Origin of the sequence: Paraburkholderia sacchari (assembly GCF_000785435.2) — a bacterium.
In the GTDB taxonomy this organism is placed as follows: Bacteria; Pseudomonadota; Gammaproteobacteria; order Burkholderiales; family Burkholderiaceae; genus Paraburkholderia; species Paraburkholderia sacchari.
In genome coordinates, this window is the sequence record NZ_JTDB02000002.1 from 581,627 (window position 1) to 600,238 (window position 18,612).

Consider the following 18,612-nt stretch of genomic DNA (forward strand, 5'->3'; position numbering starts at 1 on the left):
GTACTTCCCTTTAATCCCGATTTGCGCCGATCATGGTCCCGACCGGCGCGGGCAATATTCATTTCGTTTGCATCGCCGGCAACACTAACGACCGAGGACGCTTCACACGATGATTTCCCCGCTGGAAATGACGTTGTTTCTGCTGCTTGCCTCGGTGGTTGGCGTCGTGCTGTTCCGTTATCTGAACTTGCCGCCGATGCTCGGCTATCTCACGGTCGGCATTCTGGTGGGCCCGCAGGCGCTCGGCATCGTGCCGAACACGGCGGGCGCGCAGAATCTGGCCGAGTTCGGCGTCGTGTTCCTGATGTTCTCGATCGGCCTCGAATTCTCGCTCGCGAAGCTGCGCACCATGCGGCGGGCCGTGTTCGGCCTCGGGCTCTCGCAGGTCATGGGTACGATCGCGGTCGCATTGCTGGTCGGGCTCGCGCTCGCGCCGTGGGTGCACATCACCTGGCAGGCCTGCATCGCGCTCGGCGGCGCGCTTGCCATGTCGTCCACGGCCATCGTGAGCAAGATGCTGGCGGAGCGTCTGGAGATCGAGTCCGAGCATGGCCGCAACATTCTCGGCGTGCTGCTGTTCCAGGACCTCGCCGTGGTGCCGCTGCTCATCGTGATCGCGGCGTTCGGCGGTTCGTCGGCATCGCTCGTCGAGTCGCTCGGCATGGCCGCCATCAAGATCGTGCTCGCGCTCGGCATTCTGCTCATCGTCGGGCAGAAGTTCATGACGCGCTGGTTCAATGTGGTCGCGCGGCGCCGCTCGCAGGAGCTGTTCGTGCTCAACGTGCTGCTCGTCACGCTGGGCGCGGCGTTCATCACCGACAAATTCGGCCTTTCGCTCGCGCTCGGGGCGTTCATCGCGGGCATGCTGATCGCCGAGACGCCGTACAAGCATCAGGTGGAAGAGGACATCAAGCCGTTTCGCGACATGCTGCTCGGGCTCTTCTTCGTGACCACGGGCATGCTGCTCAACCCGCACGTGATCTGGCAGCATCCGTTCATGGTGGCCGCGTTCGTGATCGGGCCGGTCGTGCTCAAGGCCGTCACCATCACGGCGCTCACGCGCCTCTTCGGCGCTTCGCCGGGCGTGGCGATGCGCACCGGCCTCGGTCTTGCGCAGGCCGGCGAATTCGGCTTCGTGCTGCTGAACCTCATTCTGGACAAGCATCTCGTCGATCCCACGCTGCTTCAGGCGATTCTCGCCGCGATGCTGCTCTCGATGCTCGCCGCGCCGTTCCTGATCCAGAACGCCGACCGCATTGTGCTGCGCCTGTCGTCGACGGAATGGATGCAGCAGTCGCTGATGATGACGCGCATCGCCACGCAGAGCATCAAGCAGAGCGGCCACGTGATCGTGTGCGGCTACGGCCGTGCGGGGCAGAACCTGGCGCGCATGCTCGAATACGAAGGGCTTTCGTACGTGGCGCTCGACCTCGACCCCGATCGCGTGGCGGCGGCGGCGGCAGCCGGCGAGTCGGTGGTGTTCGGCGATGCGGCGCGGCGCGAGTCGCTGGTGGCGGCGGGCATCCACCGCGCGGCGGCGGTGGCGATCACCTATGCGAACACGCAGTCCGCGCTGCGCGTGCTGCACCACATCCACGAGCTGGAACCGACCTTGCCCGTGATCGTGCGCACCGTGGACGATGCCGATCTCGAGCGTCTGCTCGCGGCCGGCGCGACCGAGGTGATTCCCGAAATCGTCGAAGGCAGCCTGATGCTCGCTTCGCACATGCTCGTGGTGATGGGCGTGCCGATGCGCCGCGTGGTGCGGCGCGTGGAAGAAATGCGCGACGAGCGCTATAGCCTGCTGCGCGGCTACTTCCACGGCACCGACGATGCAGGCGAGGACGGCCACGAGCAGGTGCGGCTACAATCCGTACCGGTTGACGCGCGCGCCGAGGCGGTGGGCCGCACGCTCGCCGATCTGGGGCTGTTCGACCTTGGCGTGGAGGTGACGGCGATCCGCCGGCACGGTATTCGCGGCGTGGAGCCCGACCCGTCGACAAAGCTGCGCGAAGCGGACATCGTCGTGCTGCGCGGCTTGCCCGAGCAACTGGCGCAAGCCGAGGAACTCCTCTCGCGCCATCGCAAGGCGGGCGCCGCTGGCGCGGGCGCGGCAGCCTGAGCGCAGGCCCTGCCATTTGGGCCGCAGAATTGTCGGGGTTCCATCCCGACTGTCAGAAACCGCTAGAACCCGCTTCTCTATTCTTGTCATTACCCGGAGCAATCATGTCCAACGCACCTGCGAACGCGAGCGCCGAAGCCTCACGGTTCGTCAACAGCTTGATCCGCACGGTGCCTGACTGGCCTCAGCCGGGGGTTCAATTCCGCGATATCACGCCGCTCATCGGCCACCCGAAGGGCTTGCGCGTGCTGATCGACCTGTTTGTGGAGCGTTATGTCGATGCGAAGCTCGATTACGTGGCCGGGCTCGACGCGCGCGGCTTCATCATCGGGCCGATTGTTGCGTACGAACTGAACGTGGGCTTCATTCCGATCCGCAAGATCGGCAAGCTGCCGTACAAGACGGTTTCGGAGACCTACAAGCTCGAATACGGCGAATCCACCGTCGAGATTCACGAGGACGCTTGCCGCACGGGTGATCGCGTGGTGATCGTCGACGACCTGATCGCCACGGGCGGCACCATGCTCGCCGGCAAGCTGCTGCTCGAGCGCCTCGGCGCAACGGTGGTGGAGGGCGCAGCGATCATCGACCTGCCGGACCTGGGCGGCTCGAAGCTGCTCACCGAAGCGGGCTTGCCGCTCTTCACCGTGACCGCGTTTGGTGGTCATTAAGTGGTCGCTAAGTGGTCGTTAAGTAGCCGTCAAGTGACCATCAAGCGGCCGCTGAGCTGATCTTGATTCCCCCAATGGACTGAGCCCATGCCCAATTTCGCGCTCTTTCTCGCCACCTCGCTCGCGATCACCTTCGCGCCCGGCCCGGACAACTTGCAAGTGCTCGCGCGCGGCATCTCGCAGGGCCGCGCCGCCGGCCTCGTGGCCGCGCTCGGCTTTGCCGCGGGCGTGACGTTCCACACCACGCTGGCCGCGCTCGGCATTGCCGCCGTGCTGCGCTCGTCGCCGCTCGCGTTCCAGATTCTCAAGCTCGCGGGCGCCGCGTACCTCGTCTGGATCGGCGTGAAGGCGCTCAGGAGTCAAGGGCTCGCCGCGGCGGGCGACCGGCCGCGCCAGCCGCTTTCCACGATTTTTCGCCAGAGCGTGCTCGGCAATGTGATGAATCCGAAGGTGACGCTGTTCTTCGTCGTGTTCCTGCCGCAATTCGTCGATACGCACGGCGCGCAGAACGTCACGCTGCAAATGCTCGAACTCGGTCTCGTGTTCATGGCGCAGACCGTCGTGGTGTTCTCGCTGTTCGGCCTGTGCGCGGGCACCATCGGCGGCTGGCTCAAGCGCCGGCCGCGCGCGGGCGTATGGCTCGACCGCCTCGCGGGAATCACCTTCATCGCCATCGGCATTCGCGTCGCGCTGCGCGACTGATGTTCGCGCACGACGCCCGGAGCTCCACGAGATGACCTTGCCTTGCATTACCGACGCGCGCCGTTTCGACGCGAGTGCGCATCTGCCGTTTTTCTTCGGCGACGAACGCGTGGGCTGGATTCGCCACGGCGACGTCGCGTTGCTCGCACGCTGGCCCGACATCTTCGAGATCGTCGATGCGCGCATTACACTCGCCGCGCAGTTCGATAGCGTGATGGCGCGCAGCGCGGCGCTTACCGCTGTGATCGGCGCGCTGGCCGCCGAAGGCCGCATTCCTGGCTGGCGCAACGAGACTTACGCGATCCGCAATGCTTTCGACGCAGCGCCGCTCGCTTTTATCGAGCGTGCCGCCTCGCGCTTTTTCGGCACGATGACCTACGCGGTGCATTTGAACGGCGTCGTAGAATACGCGGGCTCCGCGTCGCCCCGCGCGCCGCAGTTGTGGATCGCGCGCCGCAGCGAAACCAAGGCGACGGACCCCGGCATGCTGGACAACGTCGTGGCGGGCGGTATCGGCTGGGGCTTCGGCATCGAGGCCACGCTTGCGAAGGAGTGCTGGGAAGAGGCGGGCATTGCCGCCGGGCTTGCCTCGCAGGCGCGGCCGGGGCGTACCGTGCATGTGCTGCAATCGCTGCCCGAGGGCACCCAGGCCGAGCAGATCTTCGTCTACGACCTCGCGCTGCCCGAGGACTTCGTGCCGCACAATCAGGACGGCGAAGTCGGCGAGCACCGCCTCGCGCGCATCGACGAAGCCGCGCGCTGGATCGAGGAGGGCAAGATGACGGTGGACGCTAGCCTCGCGACGCTCGATCTGCTGCTGCGCCGCCAATGGATAGACGAAGACGCGTGCGAGGGCATCGCCGCGATCTTCGAACCGCCGACGCTGTGAAAGGGCGCCGGTTTTTCTGTAAAAGCCCAAAGCCCTTTTGAATCACCAGGTAATTGACGGGAGTAACCAGGGTTATGTCGACCGATCACAGCTTCATTCTCAAACTGTCGTGCGCCGACCGGCCGGGCATCGTGCATGCCGTGTCGGGTTTCCTGTTCGAGCGCGGCAGCAACATTCTCGATTCGGCTCAGTTCGGCGACAGCCATACGGGCGAGTTCTTCATGCGCGTGCACTTTCAGCAAGTGGGCGGCGACCCCGGCCTCGATGGCCTGCGCGCGGCGTTCGCGCCGCTTGCCGATGAATTCGGCATGCGCTGGGAACTGCACGACGCGAACGTGAAGCCGCGCGTGGTCATCATGGTTTCGAAGATCGGCCACTGCCTCAACGATCTGCTGTTCCGCTATCGCACGGGTCAATTGTCCATCGAGATTCCCGCGATCATCTCGAATCACAAGGAGTTCTATCAACTCGCGGCGAGCTACAACATTCCGTTCCATCATTTCCCGCTGCTCGGCGGCAGCGATGCGGACAAGGCCGCGCAGGAAGCGCGCGTGCTCGACGTGGTGAACGGCGAGCGCGCCGACCTCGTGGTGCTCGCGCGCTACATGCAGATTCTCTCGCCGCAGCTGTGCAATGCGCTCGAAGGCCGCGCGATCAATATTCACCATTCGTTCCTGCCGAGCTTCAAGGGCGCGAAGCCTTACTATCAGGCGTTCGATCGCGGCGTGAAGCTGATTGGCGCGACGGCGCACTATGTGACATCCGATCTCGACGAAGGCCCGATCATCGAGCAGGAAGTCGAGCGCGTGGATCACAACATGACGCCGGAACAGCTCACGGCGATCGGCCGCGACGTGGAGTGCGTGACGCTCGCGCGCGCGGTGAAGTGGCATGTCGAACATCGCATCGTGCTCAACGGGCACAAGACGGTGGTGTTCCGGTAATCCGCCGTAGCTTCTAATTTATCGTTGTTGCGACAACTTGCCGTAGCGTGCAACGCGCACGCTACGGATTTTCGAACTACTCTTATTGCTAGCCGGTGTAACCGCATCTTGCGGCTCCCTCCTCAACACCGCTCCACTCCCTCGTACTACTCCTTAAGACCTAGCGGCGGATCGTCTCGTCCTACTTGCGAGTAATAGTCGCCAGCTGCGGTGCTTCCTAATCTTGCTACATCAATCCGACAAGAAAAGGAAACACCATGAAAGCCGCCCCATCCCCACAGGCGGACGCGGTATCGGACAGCCGTGCCTGGCGCGTTCTGGGATCGAGCACCTTTGCGTTCACGATCTGCTTTGCCGTCTGGATGATGTTCGCGATCCTCGGCATTCCGCTCAAGAAGCAACTCAACCTCACCGATACGGAGTTCGGTCTCATCGCCGCAATGCCGGTGCTTACCGGATCGCTCGCCCGCGTGCCGCTCGGCATCTGGACGGACCGCTTTGGCGGCCGCATCGTTTTCTTCCTCACCATGATTGCCACGGTCGTTCCGATCTGGCTCGTGTCGTATGCGACACAACTGTGGCAATTCCTGCTGCTCGGTCTGTTCGTGGGTTTCGCGGGGGCTTCGTTCTCTGTCGGCACGCCCTATGTTGCGCGCTGGTTCCCGAAGTCGCGCCAGGGCTTTGCCATGGGCATCTTCGGCGCGGGCAACTCGGGCGCGGCGCTCAACAAATTCGTCGCGCCAGTGCTGATCGTCGCAGCGGGCTCATGGACCATCGTGCCGAAGGTCTATTCGATTGCGATGCTCGTAACGGCGCTGCTGTTCTGGGTATTTTCGGCCAGCAATCCCGCGCATCGCGTCGCGAGTTCGACCAGCGTGGCGGGCCAGATGCGCGTCCTTACCGACCCGCGCGTGCTGCGCTATTCCCAGTACTACTCAGTGGTGTTCGGCGGCTACGTGGGCCTTTCGCTGTGGATGCCGCAGTACTACGTGAACCAGTATGGTTTCGGCATCGAGCAGGCGGCTTTTCTCGCGGCGTGCTTCTCGCTGCCCGGCGGCGTGCTGCGCGCGATCGGCGGCTGGCTCTCCGACCGCTACGGCGCGTATCGCACCACATGGGCCGTGATGTGGGTCTCGCTCGGCTGCTTCTTCCTGCTGAGCTATCCGCCGACCGACTTCGTGATCCACAGCGCACATGGCCCGCTTAGCCTGCATATCAGCACCGGTCCGGTGTTCTACACGGTGCTCATGTTCATCGTGGGCATTGCGATGGCGGTGGGCAAGGCCTCGGTCTTCAAGTTCATCGGCGACGAGTACACCGAGAACATCGGCGCGGTATCCGGCGTCGTAGGCCTCGCAGGCGGTCTCGCGGGCTTCATCCTGCCGATCCTGTTCGGCCTGCTGGTGGACCTCACCGGCGTTCGCACCACCTGTTTCATGCTGATGTTCGGCGCCACCGTGGTCAGCCTGCTCTTCATGCACTTCTCGTTCCGCCCCGAGGCGGTCGCGCATGGCCGCGCGATGCTGGAGCGCAAGGAGGAAAGCGAGGTCGCCACCCTGAAGGAAACTTCGCATCACTAATGAGACGGACCGGAGCGGCCCAGACCGGTATGGGCCAGACCGAATGATCTAACGCGCCGCGTGGGCGGCGCTTACTGTACGAGCACAATCATGTCCAAATATCTTCTGACCAAGTGGGAGCCCGAGAACGCCAGGTTCTGGGAGACTTCCGGCGAGCAGATCGCCACCCGCAACCTCTGGATCTCGATTCCCGCGCTGATGCTGGCGTTCGTCGTGTGGTCGTTGTGGAGCGTTACGGTCGTCAATCTCGACAAGGGCGGCTTCCACTTCAGCAAGAACGAGCTGTTCTGGCTCACGGCGCTGCCGGCGCTCTCGGGCGCCACGCTGCGCATCTTCTATTCGTTCCTCGTGCCGATTTTCGGCGGCCGCCGCTTCACCGCGATTTCCACGGCGAGTCTGCTGATCCCGGCCGTCGGCATGGGCTTCGCGCTGCGCGACCCGTCCACGTCCTATACGACGTTGCTCGTGCTCGCGCTCCTGTGCGGTTTCGGCGGCGCGAACTTCAGCTCGTCGATGGCGAACATCAGCTTCTTCTTCCCGAAGGCGCGCAAAGGTTTCGCCACGGGACTGAATGCGGGTATCGGCAATCTGGGCGTCTCGGTCGTGCAGTTCATCACGCCCATCGTGATCTCGACGGCAGTGTTCGCGGGCCTGCTCGGCGACGGCCAGACCTATGTGAAGGACGGCGTCGAACACAGCATCTGGCTGCAGAACGCGGGCTTCGTCTGGGTGCCGCTCATCATCGTGTCGTCGCTTGCCGCATGGTTCGGCATGAACGACATCGCCGATGCGAAAGCATCGTTCAGCGAACAGGCCGTGATTTTCCGCCGCGCGCACAACTGGATCATGTGCTTTCTCTATGTGGGCACGTTCGGTTCGTTCATCGGCTTCTCGGCGGGACTCGCACTGCTGACGAAGGCTGAATTCCCCGCGATCAATCCGACCGCCTGGGCGTTCCTCGGGCCGCTCGCCGGCGCGCTCACGCGTCCGGTCGGCGGCTGGATCTCGGACAAGATGGGCGGCGCGCGCGTGACGCTCTGGACCTTCGTGGCGATGATCGCGGCCGTGGTGGGCGTGATCGCGTTCCTTCCGGGCGGTGCACTGGGTGGCGCAGAAGGCAGCTTCGCGGGCTTCCTCGCGATGTTCGTGGTGCTGTTCGCACTAACCGGCATCGGCAACGGCTCGACCTTCCGCATGATTCCCGTGATCTTCCTCACGCAGCATCAGCGCGCAGCCGAGGGCAAGGGCGCGCCGGCGAAACACAGCGCGCTTGCGGAAGCGAGCAAGGAATCGGCGGCGGTGCTCGGCTTCGCGGGTGCAATGGGCGCGTACGGCGGCTTTTTCATCCCGAAGAGCTTCGGCACCTCGCTCGATATGACCGGCTCGCCTGTGATGGCGCTCTGGTGCTTCATCGGCTTCTATGTCGTGTGCGCGCTCGTGACGTGGTGCTTCTACGCACGCCGCAATGCCTCGATGCCGTGCTGAGGCCACCGGCCGAACTAGTCCTTCAGGAGTAGTGGAGCGCGAGGGGCCTACTTCCGATGCGCCACGCGCACTCTCCCCCTGATGAATGGGCAGGCAAGTGCCTGCCCGGCATACTCAAAAAGTGATTTTCGAAAACCGACGGCCCGCTGGTAGTACGCGAACGGCACGCACAAAAGGTGCAGGCGGCGCGAAACAGCAGGCGCAGTCGATGACAAAACATCAGCAGTCCCGGAGCATCGTATGAGTTACTTTCTGGACCGGTTGAAGTTCATGTCGCGTGTGAAGTCGACCTTCTCGAAGGGTCACGGCGCGGTGGTGAACGAAGACCGCAAGTGGGAAGACGGCTATCGCAGCCGCTGGCAGCACGACAAGATTGTGCGCTCGACCCACGGCGTAAACTGCACGGGTTCGTGCTCGTGGAAGGTCTACGTGAAGAACGGCTTGATCACGTGGGAAACGCAGCAGACCGACTACCCGCGCACACGCGCCGATTTGCCCAATCATGAACCGCGCGGGTGTCCGCGTGGCGCCTCGTACAGCTGGTACGTCTATTCGGCGCAGCGCGTGAAATATCCGATGATTCGCGGCCGCCTGATGGACATGTGGCGCGATGCGCGCCGCACGCTCGATCCGGTCAAGGCCTGGGCCTCGATCGTCGAAAATCCCGAGAAGGCGGCGCGCTACAAGCGTGCGCGCGGCCAGGGCGGCTTCGTGCGCGCCGACTGGGATACGGCCACCGAAATGATTGCGGCGGCCAACGCCTACACCGTGGGCGAGTACGGCCCGGACCGCGTGATCGGCTTCTCGCCGATTCCCGCCATGTCGATGGTCTCGTACGCGGCGGGTGCGCGCTACCTGAGCCTGATCGGCGGCGCGTGTCTTTCGTTCTACGACTGGTATTGCGATTTGCCGCCGTCCTCGCCGCAGATCTGGGGCGAACAGACCGACGTGCCCGAATCGGCCGACTGGTACAACTCGACGTATTTGATGGTGTGGGGTTCGAACGTACCGCAAACGCGCACGCCCGACGCCCACTTCTACACCGAGGTTCGCTACAAGGGCACCAAGACGGTGGCGGTCTCGTCGGACTTCGGCGAGATGGTGAAGTTCGGCGACATCTGGCTCGCGCCGAAGCAGGGCACCGACGCGGCGCTCGCGCTCGCGATGGGTCATGTGGTGCTCAAGGAATTCCACGCAAGCGGCAAATCCGCGTATTTCCGCGATTATGTGAAGCAGTACACCGACATGCCGCTGCTCGTCACACTCGCCGAGCGTGACGGCGCCGTGGTGCCGGACCAGTTCCTGCGCGCCTCGCAGCTCACCGGCAATCTCGACGAAGCGAACAACCCGCAATGGAAGACGCTGGCGATCGACGCGGCCACGGGCGACATCGTCGCGCCGAACGGCTCGATCGGCTTCCGCTGGGGCGAGGGCGAGCACGATGGCGGCAAGAAGGTGGGCCGCTGGAACCTCGAAATGAAGGATGGAGGCAGCGGCCGCGAGATCGATCCGCGTCTCTCGCTGATCGATCAGCATGACGAAGTGGTGGAAGTGAGCCTCCCGTACTTCGGCGGCGAGCACGGTGCGCTGCTCGCGCGCCGTGTGCCCGCGAAGCGCGTGGCGCTCGCGGACGGCACGAGCGCACTGGTTGCGACCGTATACGACCTGCAGATGGCCAACTATGGCGTCGACCAGGGCCTCGGCGGCCCGAACGTGGCGTCCTCCTACGATGACGACGTGCCCTGCACGCCCGCATGGCAGGAGAAGCACACCACGGTGCCGCGCAAGCTCGTGATCCAGGTGGCGCGCGAATTTGCAGACAACGCCGACCGCACGCATGGCAAGAGCATGGTGATCGTGGGCGCGGCCCTCAATCACTGGTATCACAACGACATGATCTACCGCGGCATCATCAATCTGCTGATGATGTGCGGCTGTATCGGCCAAAGCGGCGGCGGCTGGGCGCACTACGTGGGCCAGGAAAAGCTGCGTCCGCAATTCGGCTGGGCGCCGCTCGCGTTCGCGCTCGACTGGCAGCGCCCGCCGCGCCAGATGAACGGCACGTCGTTCTTCTACAACCACACGAGCCAGTGGCGTCACGAGAAAGTCGGGATCGACGAGATCCTCGGGCCGGGCGCCGACCGCAAGCGTTATCAGAACCTCTCGATGCTCGACCTCAACGCGAAGTCCGAGCGCATGGGCTGGCTGCCTTCGGCGCCGCAACTGGGCGCAAACCCGCTCGACGTGGTGGACGCCGCGAAGCGCGCAGGCGTGCCGCCGGTGCAGTACACCGTCGAGAAACTGAAGTCAGGCGAACTGAACTTCGCCTGCGACGACCCCGACAATCCCGTGAACTTCCCGCGCAACATGTTCGTGTGGCGCTCGAATATTCTCGGCAGCTCGGGCAAGGGCCACGAGTACTTCCTGAAGTATTTGCTTGGCACGCAGAACGCGCTGTTCGGCGACGAAGCCGACGAGATCAAGCCGTCCGAAGTGAAGGTGCGCGAGGCGGCCGAGGGCAAGCTCGATCTGCTCACGGTGCTCGATTTCCGCATGAGCACCACGTGCCTGTACGGCGACATCGTGCTGCCGACGGCCACGTTCTACGAAAAGGACGACCTCAACACGTCCGACATGCACCCGTTCATCCATCCGCTTTCCGAGGCCGTGCAGCCGCTGTGGGAAAGCAAGACCGACTGGGAGATCTACAAGGCGATCGCGAAGAAGTTCTCGGAGATCGGCGGCGAACACCTCGGCACGCGTACCGACCTCGTCTGCACGCCGCTCATGCACGACACGCCGGGCGAACTCGGCCAGGCGTTCGAGCCGAAGGACTGGCGCCACGGCGAATGCGATTTGATTCCGGGCAAGACCGCGCCGTCGATGACGGTGGTGGAGCGCGACTATCGCGAGATCTATAACAAGTTCACCTCGGTCGGGCCGCTGCTCGACAAGCTAGGCAACGGCGGCAAGGGCATCAACTGGAACACCCAGCATGAAGTGGGCGAACTCGCTCACCTCACGGGCACCCATGGCGATGCGCGCTCAGGCGTGACGGCAGGACGCCCGCGCCTCGAGACCGCCATCGACGCCGCCGAGATGATTCTCACCTTCGCGCCCGAAACCAACGGCCACGTCGCGGTGAAGGCGTGGGACGCGCTTTCGAAGATCACGGGCCGCGACCATACGCATCTGGCCGAAGGCCGCGAGCACGACAAGATCCGCTTTCGCGACGTGCAGGCGCAGCCGCGCAAGATCATCTCCGCACCCACGTGGTCGGGGCTCGAATCGGAAGAGGTGAGCTACAACGCCGGCTACACGAACGTGCATGAGCTGATTCCATGGCGCACGCTCACGGGCCGCCAGCAGTTCTATCAGGATCACCGCTGGATGCTCGATTTCGGCGAAGGCTTCTGCAACTACAAGCCGGCCATCGACACAAAGACGATTGCGCCGATGCTCGGCGCGAAGCCCAACGGCGAAAGCGAGCTGGTGCTGAACTGGATCACGCCACACCAGAAGTGGGGCATCCACTCCACCTACACGGACAACCTGCGCATGCTCACGCTCTCGCGCGGCGGCCCGCATGTGTGGGTCTCGGAGGTCGAGGCGAAGGAAGCGGGTCTCGTCGATAACGACTGGGTCGAAGTGTTCAACGTGAACGGCACGCTCACTGCGCGCGTCGTGGTGAGCCAGCGCGTGCCGCGCGGCATGTGCCTCATGTATCACGCCCAGGAAAAGATCATCAACGTGCCTGGCGCGGAAACGAGCGGCAAGCGCGGCGGCATTCACAACTCGGTCACGCGCACGGTGCTCAAGCCCACGCACATGATCGGCGGTTACGCGCAGTTGGCATACGGCTTCAATTACTACGGCACGGTCGGCAGCAATCGCGACGAATACGTGATCGTTCGCAAGATGAAGAAGGTCGAGTGGCTCGAAGGCCCGATGAAGGAAGGAGCAGCATCATGAAAATCCGCGCTCAGGTGGCGATGGTCCTGAATCTGGACAAGTGCATCGGCTGCCATACGTGCTCCGTCACGTGCAAGAACGTGTGGACCTCGCGCGACGGCGTCGAGTACGCGTGGTTCAACAACGTCGAGACGAAGCCCGGCATCGGTTATCCGAAGGAATGGGAAAACCAGGAGAAGTGGAAGGGTGGCTGGGTGCGCAACCCGAATGGCAAGCTCGAGCCGCGCCAGGGGCCCAAGCTCAAGGTGCTGGCCAACCTCTTCGCCAACCCGAATCTGCCGGCCATCGACGACTACTACGAGCCGTTCACCTACGACTACGAGCATCTGCAAAAGGCGGGTCTCTCGGAGACGCCGCCCACGGCGCGCCCTGTCTCGGTGATCACCGGCAAGAAGATGGACAAGATCCATTGGGGTCCTAACTGGGAAGACGACCTCGGCGGCGAGTTCGAATCGCGCAGCCGCGACCAGCTCTTCGAGAATGTGCAGAAGGAGATGTACTCGAGCTTCGAGAACACCTTCATGATGTATCTGCCGCGTCTGTGCGAGCACTGCCTGAACCCGGCGTGCGTGGCGTCGTGCCCTTCGGGCTCGGTCTACAAGCGCGAGGACGACGGCATCGTGCTCGTCGACCAGGACAAGTGCCGCGGCTGGCGCATGTGCATCTCGGGCTGCCCGTACAAGAAGATGTATTTCAACTGGAAGAGCGGCAAGGCCGAGAAGTGCATCTTCTGCTATCCGCGCATCGAAGCCGGTCAGCCGACGGTGTGCTCGGAAACCTGCGTGGGCCGCATCCGCTATCTGGGCGTGATGCTCTACGACGCGGATCGCATTGGCGAGGCCGCTGCCGTCGAGTCGACCCAGGACCTGTACGCGTCGCAACTCGACGTGTTCCTCGATCCGCACGATCCGGATATCCAGGCCGAGGCGCTGCGCCAGGGCGTGCCGCAAAGCTGGCTCGATGCGGCCGTGAAGTCGCCCGTGTACCGCATGGCGGTCGAGTGGAAGATCGCGTTCCCGCTGCACCCCGAGTACCGCACGCTGCCGATGGTCTGGTACGTGCCGCCGCTCTCGCCGATCCAGTCGGCCGCGGACGCGGGTCATATCGGCATGGACGGCGTGATTCCCGATGTGGCGAGCCTGCGCATTCCCATGCGCTATCTCGCGAACCTGCTCACTGCGGGCGACGAGAAGCCCGTGATATCGGCGCTCAACCGCATGCTTACGATGCGCGCGTACAAGCGTACGCAGTCGGTGGACGGCGTGAACGACAACGCGCTGCTCAAGCGCGCGGGCCTCACCGCCGAACAGGTCGAGGACATGTACCGCACCATGGCGATCGCGAACTACGAGGACCGCTTCGTGGTGCCGTCGTCGCACAAGGAAATGGTTGAGGACTCGTTCAATGAGAAGGGCAGTTGCGGCTTCTCGTTCGGCAACGGGTGCTCAGGCGGCGTTTCGGATGGCTCGCTCTTCGGCACGAAGCACGAGGGCAGCGTGGTGTTCGCCGATATGCCGAAGTCGCGCCGCAAGGCTACGTCGGAAAGCTGAGGAGGACACCATCATGTCGATCTATTCCGTTCTCTCCGCGCTGCTCGACTATCCCGAGCAGCCCCTGCTCGATGCGCTCGACGAAATCGAGGGCGTGCTCGCCACCTCGCCGCACGGGTCGTTCGCCGCGCGCGAACTCGCGCCGCTCATTGCGGCGCTGCGCGAGCGCTCGCTCACGGAGTCGCAGGAAATCTATGTAGCGACGTTCGATCGCAATCCGCGCCACTCGCTCCATCTGTTCGAGCACGTGCACGGCGAAAGCCGCGCGCGTGGCCAGGCGATGGTCGATCTGCTCGACGAATATCGCAGCTTCGGCCTCGATGTCACTGCCAGCGAGTTGCCCGATTACGTGCCGCTCTTTCTCGAAGTGCTCGGCCTGATCAGCGACGAAGAAGCCAGCGCGCTGCTCGGCGAGGCGATTCACGTGCTCGCCGCGCTCGGCAAGCAGCTCGAGCGCGACGAGAGCCCCTACGCCGCCATCTTCGCCGTGCTGTGCGAGATGAGCGTGGTCGAGCCGCTGCCGATCACCGGCGCGCCGATACGCGACATGGACGAAGCGCTCGAGCGCTTCGGCACGGGCGCCGACGGCGTCGAGCCCCTCCTGCAGCCGTTCGGCGCTGGTGCCGCGAACGCGCCGCAGATTGTCCAGTTCCACCCGCGCGCGGCGCATGCAGCTTCGTCCGCCATGCCCGGTCGCACAAAGGAAATGCAATGAACATGTTCAACCAGTTTCTGTTCGGCATCTATCCGTACATCGCCGCATCGGTCTTCCTGTTCGGCTCGCTCGCGCGCTTCGAGCGCGAGCAGTACACGTGGAAGGCCGACAGTTCGCAATTGCTCTATCGCGGGCAACTGCGTCTCGGCAATATCCTCTTTCACATCGGCATTCTCGGGCTCTTCGCCGGGCACCTCGTGGGCCTGCTCACGCCTGTCGCGGTCTGGGACTGGCTCGGCGTGCCGCATGAGGCCAAGCAGCTCGTGGCGATGGTCGCCGGCGGCGTGATGGGCACGATGTGTCTCGCGGGTCTCGCGATCCTGCTGCACCGCCGCTTCACGAACGCGCGCATTTCGGCGGTCACGCGCTTCGGCGACAAGGTGCTGCTGCTGTGGATCCTCGTCACGCTGCTGCTCGGGCTCACGACGATCGGCGCATCGGCGAGCCATATGGATGGTGCCATGATGGTGCGCTTCATGAACTGGGCGCAGCACATCGTCACGTTCCGTGGCGACGCCGCGAGCTACGTGGTCGACGCGCCGCTTGTGTTCCGCCTGCATCTGTTCATGGGCATGACGCTGTTCGTGATCTTCCCGTTCACGCGTCTCGTGCACGTGTGGAGCGGGCTGGCTTCGGTCACCTATTTGTCGCGCGCATGGCAGCTCGTGCGCAGCCGCTAGGCATGCGCCTGAGGCGCGCCGCCGGCCTGGCTCGCCTGTCTTCATTGCGACGTTGTTGAAGTTGCCGAAGTCGCTGAAGTTGCCGTAGTTGCCGTAGTTGCCGTAGTTGCCTCTGGGCGGCCGTGGGGATCGGCCGTTCTTTTGCGGGGAGCAAGCGATACGTGAGCTCCCTTTTTTTATGCTTTTTTATGCCTTTTCACCGAACACCCGGATGGCACGCCATCGCGAACTGGCGCATAGTGTCGCAGTCCACGGCTAATCCGGCCGCCGGTCGTGCTGTTTGCGATACGTCAACCGATAATGAGGCATACCGGCGCCCGCGCGCCGCACTTCGTTCTCCGTGTCTTTTATGGCGATGACCCGTTCTCCCGATTCCGGCGCCCGCTCCGGGCCGCATCTGGCGGCTGCCGGAGCCGCTATTTCAGGCGCTCAGTCAGCCGCTACTTCAGCCGCTACTTCAGCCGCTCAGTCAGCCGCTCAGTCAGCCGCTCAGTCAGCCGCTCAGTCAGCCGCTACTTCAGGCTCCACATCGGCCGCCACTTCAGCCGGCTCGCTGGCGCCCTTCCGCCGCCGCCTGTCCACGCGCATCGTTGTGCTCTCCACGGTCGTGCTCGCGATCGTGCTCACGATGATCGGCGGCACGCTCTGGCTCTCGTGGCAGCTCGAAGGCGCGGGCGCCGCGATCAACGACGCGGGCAGCCTGCGCATGCGCGCGAATGCGGTGGCCATCGAACTGTGGGAAAGCCGCCAGGGCAGGCCTTCGCGACTCGATGCGCAGATCGGCCAGCTCAACGAAACCCTGCGCCAACTGCACGAAGGCAACGCGGCTCGCCCGCTATTCCTGCCCGACGATGTGCTGATTCGCCGCCAATTCGACCGGGTTGCCACGTCGTGGCACGAACGGCTCGAGCCGGCCGTGCAGCGCGACCGCGTTCTGGGCTTGGGTGCGCCGTCTGCGTATCTTGCGCTGCTGCCCGGCTTCGTCGATGACGCCAATCGGCTAGTCGTGCTGATCGAGCGCGAGAACGCGCGCAAGACAGCGTGGCTGCGCACTTCGCAGATCGCCCTCGCGGCGCTCTCGTGCGTGGGCACCGTGGCGATCGTCTATCTGCTTTACCTGTGGTTCGTGGTGCCCGTGCAGCGCCTGCAGGACGGGCTCGCGCGCATCGAGGCGCAGGAGTTCGATACGCGTTTGCCCGTCGATACGCGCGACGAATTCGGCCATCTCGCGCAGGGGTTCAACCAGATGGTCGCCGAGCTGCAAGCGCTGTATCAGGACCTCGCCGCGCGCGTGGACGTGAAGACCGCGCAACTGGCAGCGCAGAATCGCGAGCTGCGCATCCTGTACGAAATGGCGGCCTTCCTCAATACGCCGGGGCCGATGGAGCCGCTGTGCCGCGATTTCCTCACGCGCCTGATGCGCGAGTTCGAGGCCGATGGCGGGACGGTGCGCATCGCCTCCGGCGATGAAGACAATCTGCATCTGCTGGTCGCCGAAGGCCTGCCGGAGGACATCGTGCGCGCCGAGCAATGCATGCCCGCGCAAGACTGCGCATGCGGGGCCGCGTCGGCGGAAGAGCCGGTGGTGGTCGATCTGCGCAACCTCGTTGCCGGCGCGGGCGCCAAGGGGCGCATGCCCGCCATGAGCGACGCCGAGCGCGAGCATGCGCAGCATTGCTTGCGCGCGGGTTTCGCGAGCGTCGCGGTATTCGGCATCGTTTCGCAGAGCGAGCCGCTCGGAACGTTCTCGCTGCACTTTCGGCGCGAGCGCGAGATGCCACCCTCGGAAGTTCAGCTGCTGCAAACGCTCGGCCGCCATCTCGGCGTGGCGCTGAAGAACCGGCGCCTCGCGGCGCTCGCGCGCCAGCTCGCGGTTTCGGAGGAGCGCAATCTCGTCGCCCAGGGGCTGCACGACAGCATTGCGCAGGGGCTGAGCTTTCTGAAGATGCAGGTGCACCTGCTCGATGGCGCGGTGGCCGACGGCAACCTCGACGAAGCGCGCGAGATCGTGCCGCTGCTCGCGGGCGGCGTGAAGGAGAGCTACGACGACGTGCGCGAGCTGCTGCTGAACTTCCGCTCGAAGCTCGAGTCGGGCGCGCTGCGGCCCGCGGTGGACGACACGGTGGCGCGCTTTCGGCGCCAGTCCGACGCCGAGCTGACCCTCGATTATCGCGACGAGGGCGGCCCGTCGCTGCCGGCCGATCAGCAACTCCAGGTCCTGTTCGTGCTACAGGAGGCGCTGTCGAACATCCGCAAGCATGCCGAGGCGCAGCACGTGCATGTGAGTGTGGTCAACCGGCGCGACTTCCGTCTCACCATCGAAGATGATGGCGTAGGCTACGATCCTGCCGACATTGCCGCGCGCGGCGAGGCCCATGTCGGTTTCCATATCATGCGCGAGCGCGCCAAGCGTCTCGCGGGAACGCTCACGCTCGACAGCGCGCCGGGGCGCGGCTCGCGCGTGGAACTCGTGCTGCCGGCCGCGAGCCGCAAGGCGGCTTGATTCGCTTTATTCGTTTTATTCGCTCGATCCACCCGAGGCACTGGGCTTCGCGCCACCACAGACCGAATCGCCACGATCCGAATTTCAGGCCATGACCATCCGCATTCTGCTCATCGACGACCACACGCTTTTTCGCTCGGGCGTGAGCGCGCTCTTGCAACGCCAGCCAGACCTCGAAGTGGTGGGGGAAGCCTCGGACGGCGTCGAGGGCATAAAACGCGCGCAGCAGCACGAGCCCGACGTGATCTTGCTAGATCTGAACATGCCCGGCCTCTCGGGGCTCGAAACGCTGCAATTGCTGGTGCAGGACCTGCCCGATGCCGCCGTTGTCATGCTGACCGTCTCGGAGGAAGCCGACGAGCTCACCGCGGCGATGCGCGCGGGCGCGAGCGGCTTCCTGCTCAAGAGCATCGATGCCGACGCGCTGGTTGCGGCCATCCGCAAGGCGGCCGCCGGCCAGCCGGTGATCACCGAGCACATGACCGCGAAGCTCGTCGAGCAGATGCGCAAGCCGGCGGCGGCGCCGAGCTCGCCCAGCGCGCCGCGCACGAGCGGCGAGACGCTCACCGCGCGCGAGCGCGACATCGTGCGCGAGCTCGCGCGCGGCGCAAGCAACAAGGAGATCGCGCGCACGCTCGATCTGGCCGAAAGCACGGTGAAGATTCACGTGCGCAACATCCTGCGCAAGCTGAATCTCACGAGCCGTGTGCAGGTGGCCGTCTATGCGGTGGGACAGGAGGGCATGGCGGACGGCATGGGCGAGCCGCGCGAGAGATGAGGCGGCGCATGCCGCCTTGCC

General features: G+C 64.5%; 13 protein-coding genes. All 13 read left to right on the top strand.

Annotated elements, in window-relative coordinates:
- Positions 1 to 109: 109 nt before the first annotated feature.
- The 13 genes from NH14_RS09450 to NH14_RS09510 all read left to right on the top strand — a co-directional run bounded on the left by NH14_RS09450 (position 110) and on the right by NH14_RS09510 (position 18,591).
- Positions 110 to 2,122, top strand: coding sequence for a monovalent cation:proton antiporter family protein (locus tag NH14_RS09450; RefSeq protein WP_035523849.1), 2,013 nt, complete (start codon positions 110 to 112; stop codon positions 2,120 to 2,122).
- Positions 2,123 to 2,226: 104 nt separating this feature from the next.
- Entirely contained in the window at positions 2,227 to 2,793 is a 567-nt protein-coding gene (locus tag NH14_RS09455) for an adenine phosphoribosyltransferase (protein WP_035523852.1), read from the top strand.
- 87 nt (positions 2,794 to 2,880) lie between these two features.
- The gene (locus tag NH14_RS09460) at positions 2,881 to 3,495 is read left to right on the top strand and encodes a LysE family translocator (protein WP_035523854.1); all 615 of its coding nucleotides are present in this window, start codon (positions 2,881 to 2,883) and stop codon (positions 3,493 to 3,495) included.
- Positions 3,496 to 3,526: 31 nt separating this feature from the next.
- Entirely contained in the window at positions 3,527 to 4,384 is an 858-nt protein-coding gene (locus NH14_RS09465) for an NUDIX hydrolase (RefSeq protein WP_035523857.1), read from the top strand.
- 74 nt (positions 4,385 to 4,458) lie between these two features.
- Positions 4,459 to 5,328 carry a formyltetrahydrofolate deformylase gene (purU, locus tag NH14_RS09470; RefSeq protein WP_035523860.1) on the top strand — a complete coding sequence of 290 codons (870 nt, stop codon included), beginning with the start codon at positions 4,459 to 4,461 and terminating at the stop codon, positions 5,326 to 5,328.
- A gap of 257 nt (positions 5,329 to 5,585) precedes the next feature.
- Positions 5,586 to 6,908, top strand: coding sequence for an MFS transporter (locus NH14_RS09475; protein WP_052147888.1), 1,323 nt, complete (start codon positions 5,586 to 5,588; stop codon positions 6,906 to 6,908).
- 90 nt (positions 6,909 to 6,998) lie between these two features.
- Positions 6,999 to 8,393, top strand: a complete 1,395-nt coding sequence (locus NH14_RS09480) for a NarK family nitrate/nitrite MFS transporter (protein WP_035523864.1) — start codon at positions 6,999 to 7,001, stop codon at positions 8,391 to 8,393.
- Between the two features lie 240 nt (positions 8,394 to 8,633).
- On the top strand, positions 8,634 to 12,365 hold the full coding sequence (locus NH14_RS09485) for a nitrate reductase subunit alpha (RefSeq protein WP_035523868.1): 3,732 nt from the start codon (positions 8,634 to 8,636) through the stop codon (positions 12,363 to 12,365).
- Positions 12,362 to 13,915 carry a nitrate reductase subunit beta gene (gene narH, locus NH14_RS09490; protein WP_035523871.1) on the top strand — a complete coding sequence of 518 codons (1,554 nt, stop codon included), beginning with the start codon at positions 12,362 to 12,364 and terminating at the stop codon, positions 13,913 to 13,915. Before NH14_RS09485 ends, narH begins: the two co-directional genes overlap by 4 nt.
- Positions 13,916 to 13,928: 13 nt before the next feature.
- The gene (gene narJ, locus NH14_RS09495) at positions 13,929 to 14,630 is read left to right on the top strand and encodes a nitrate reductase molybdenum cofactor assembly chaperone (RefSeq protein ID WP_035523873.1); all 702 of its coding nucleotides are present in this window, start codon (positions 13,929 to 13,931) and stop codon (positions 14,628 to 14,630) included.
- Positions 14,627 to 15,310 carry a respiratory nitrate reductase subunit gamma gene (gene narI, locus NH14_RS09500; RefSeq protein WP_035523876.1) on the top strand — a complete coding sequence of 228 codons (684 nt, stop codon included), beginning with the start codon at positions 14,627 to 14,629 and terminating at the stop codon, positions 15,308 to 15,310. Before narJ ends, narI begins: the two co-directional genes overlap by 4 nt.
- 592 nt (positions 15,311 to 15,902) lie before the next feature.
- Positions 15,903 to 17,813: a type IV pili methyl-accepting chemotaxis transducer N-terminal domain-containing protein gene (locus tag NH14_RS09505; RefSeq protein WP_244143436.1), complete on the top strand. Its 1,911-nt coding sequence runs from the start codon at positions 15,903 to 15,905 to the stop codon at positions 17,811 to 17,813.
- Positions 17,814 to 17,904: 91 nt separating this feature from the next.
- On the top strand, positions 17,905 to 18,591 hold the full coding sequence (locus tag NH14_RS09510; RefSeq protein WP_035523881.1) for a response regulator: 687 nt from the start codon (positions 17,905 to 17,907) through the stop codon (positions 18,589 to 18,591).
- Positions 18,592 to 18,612 lie beyond the last annotated feature (21 nt).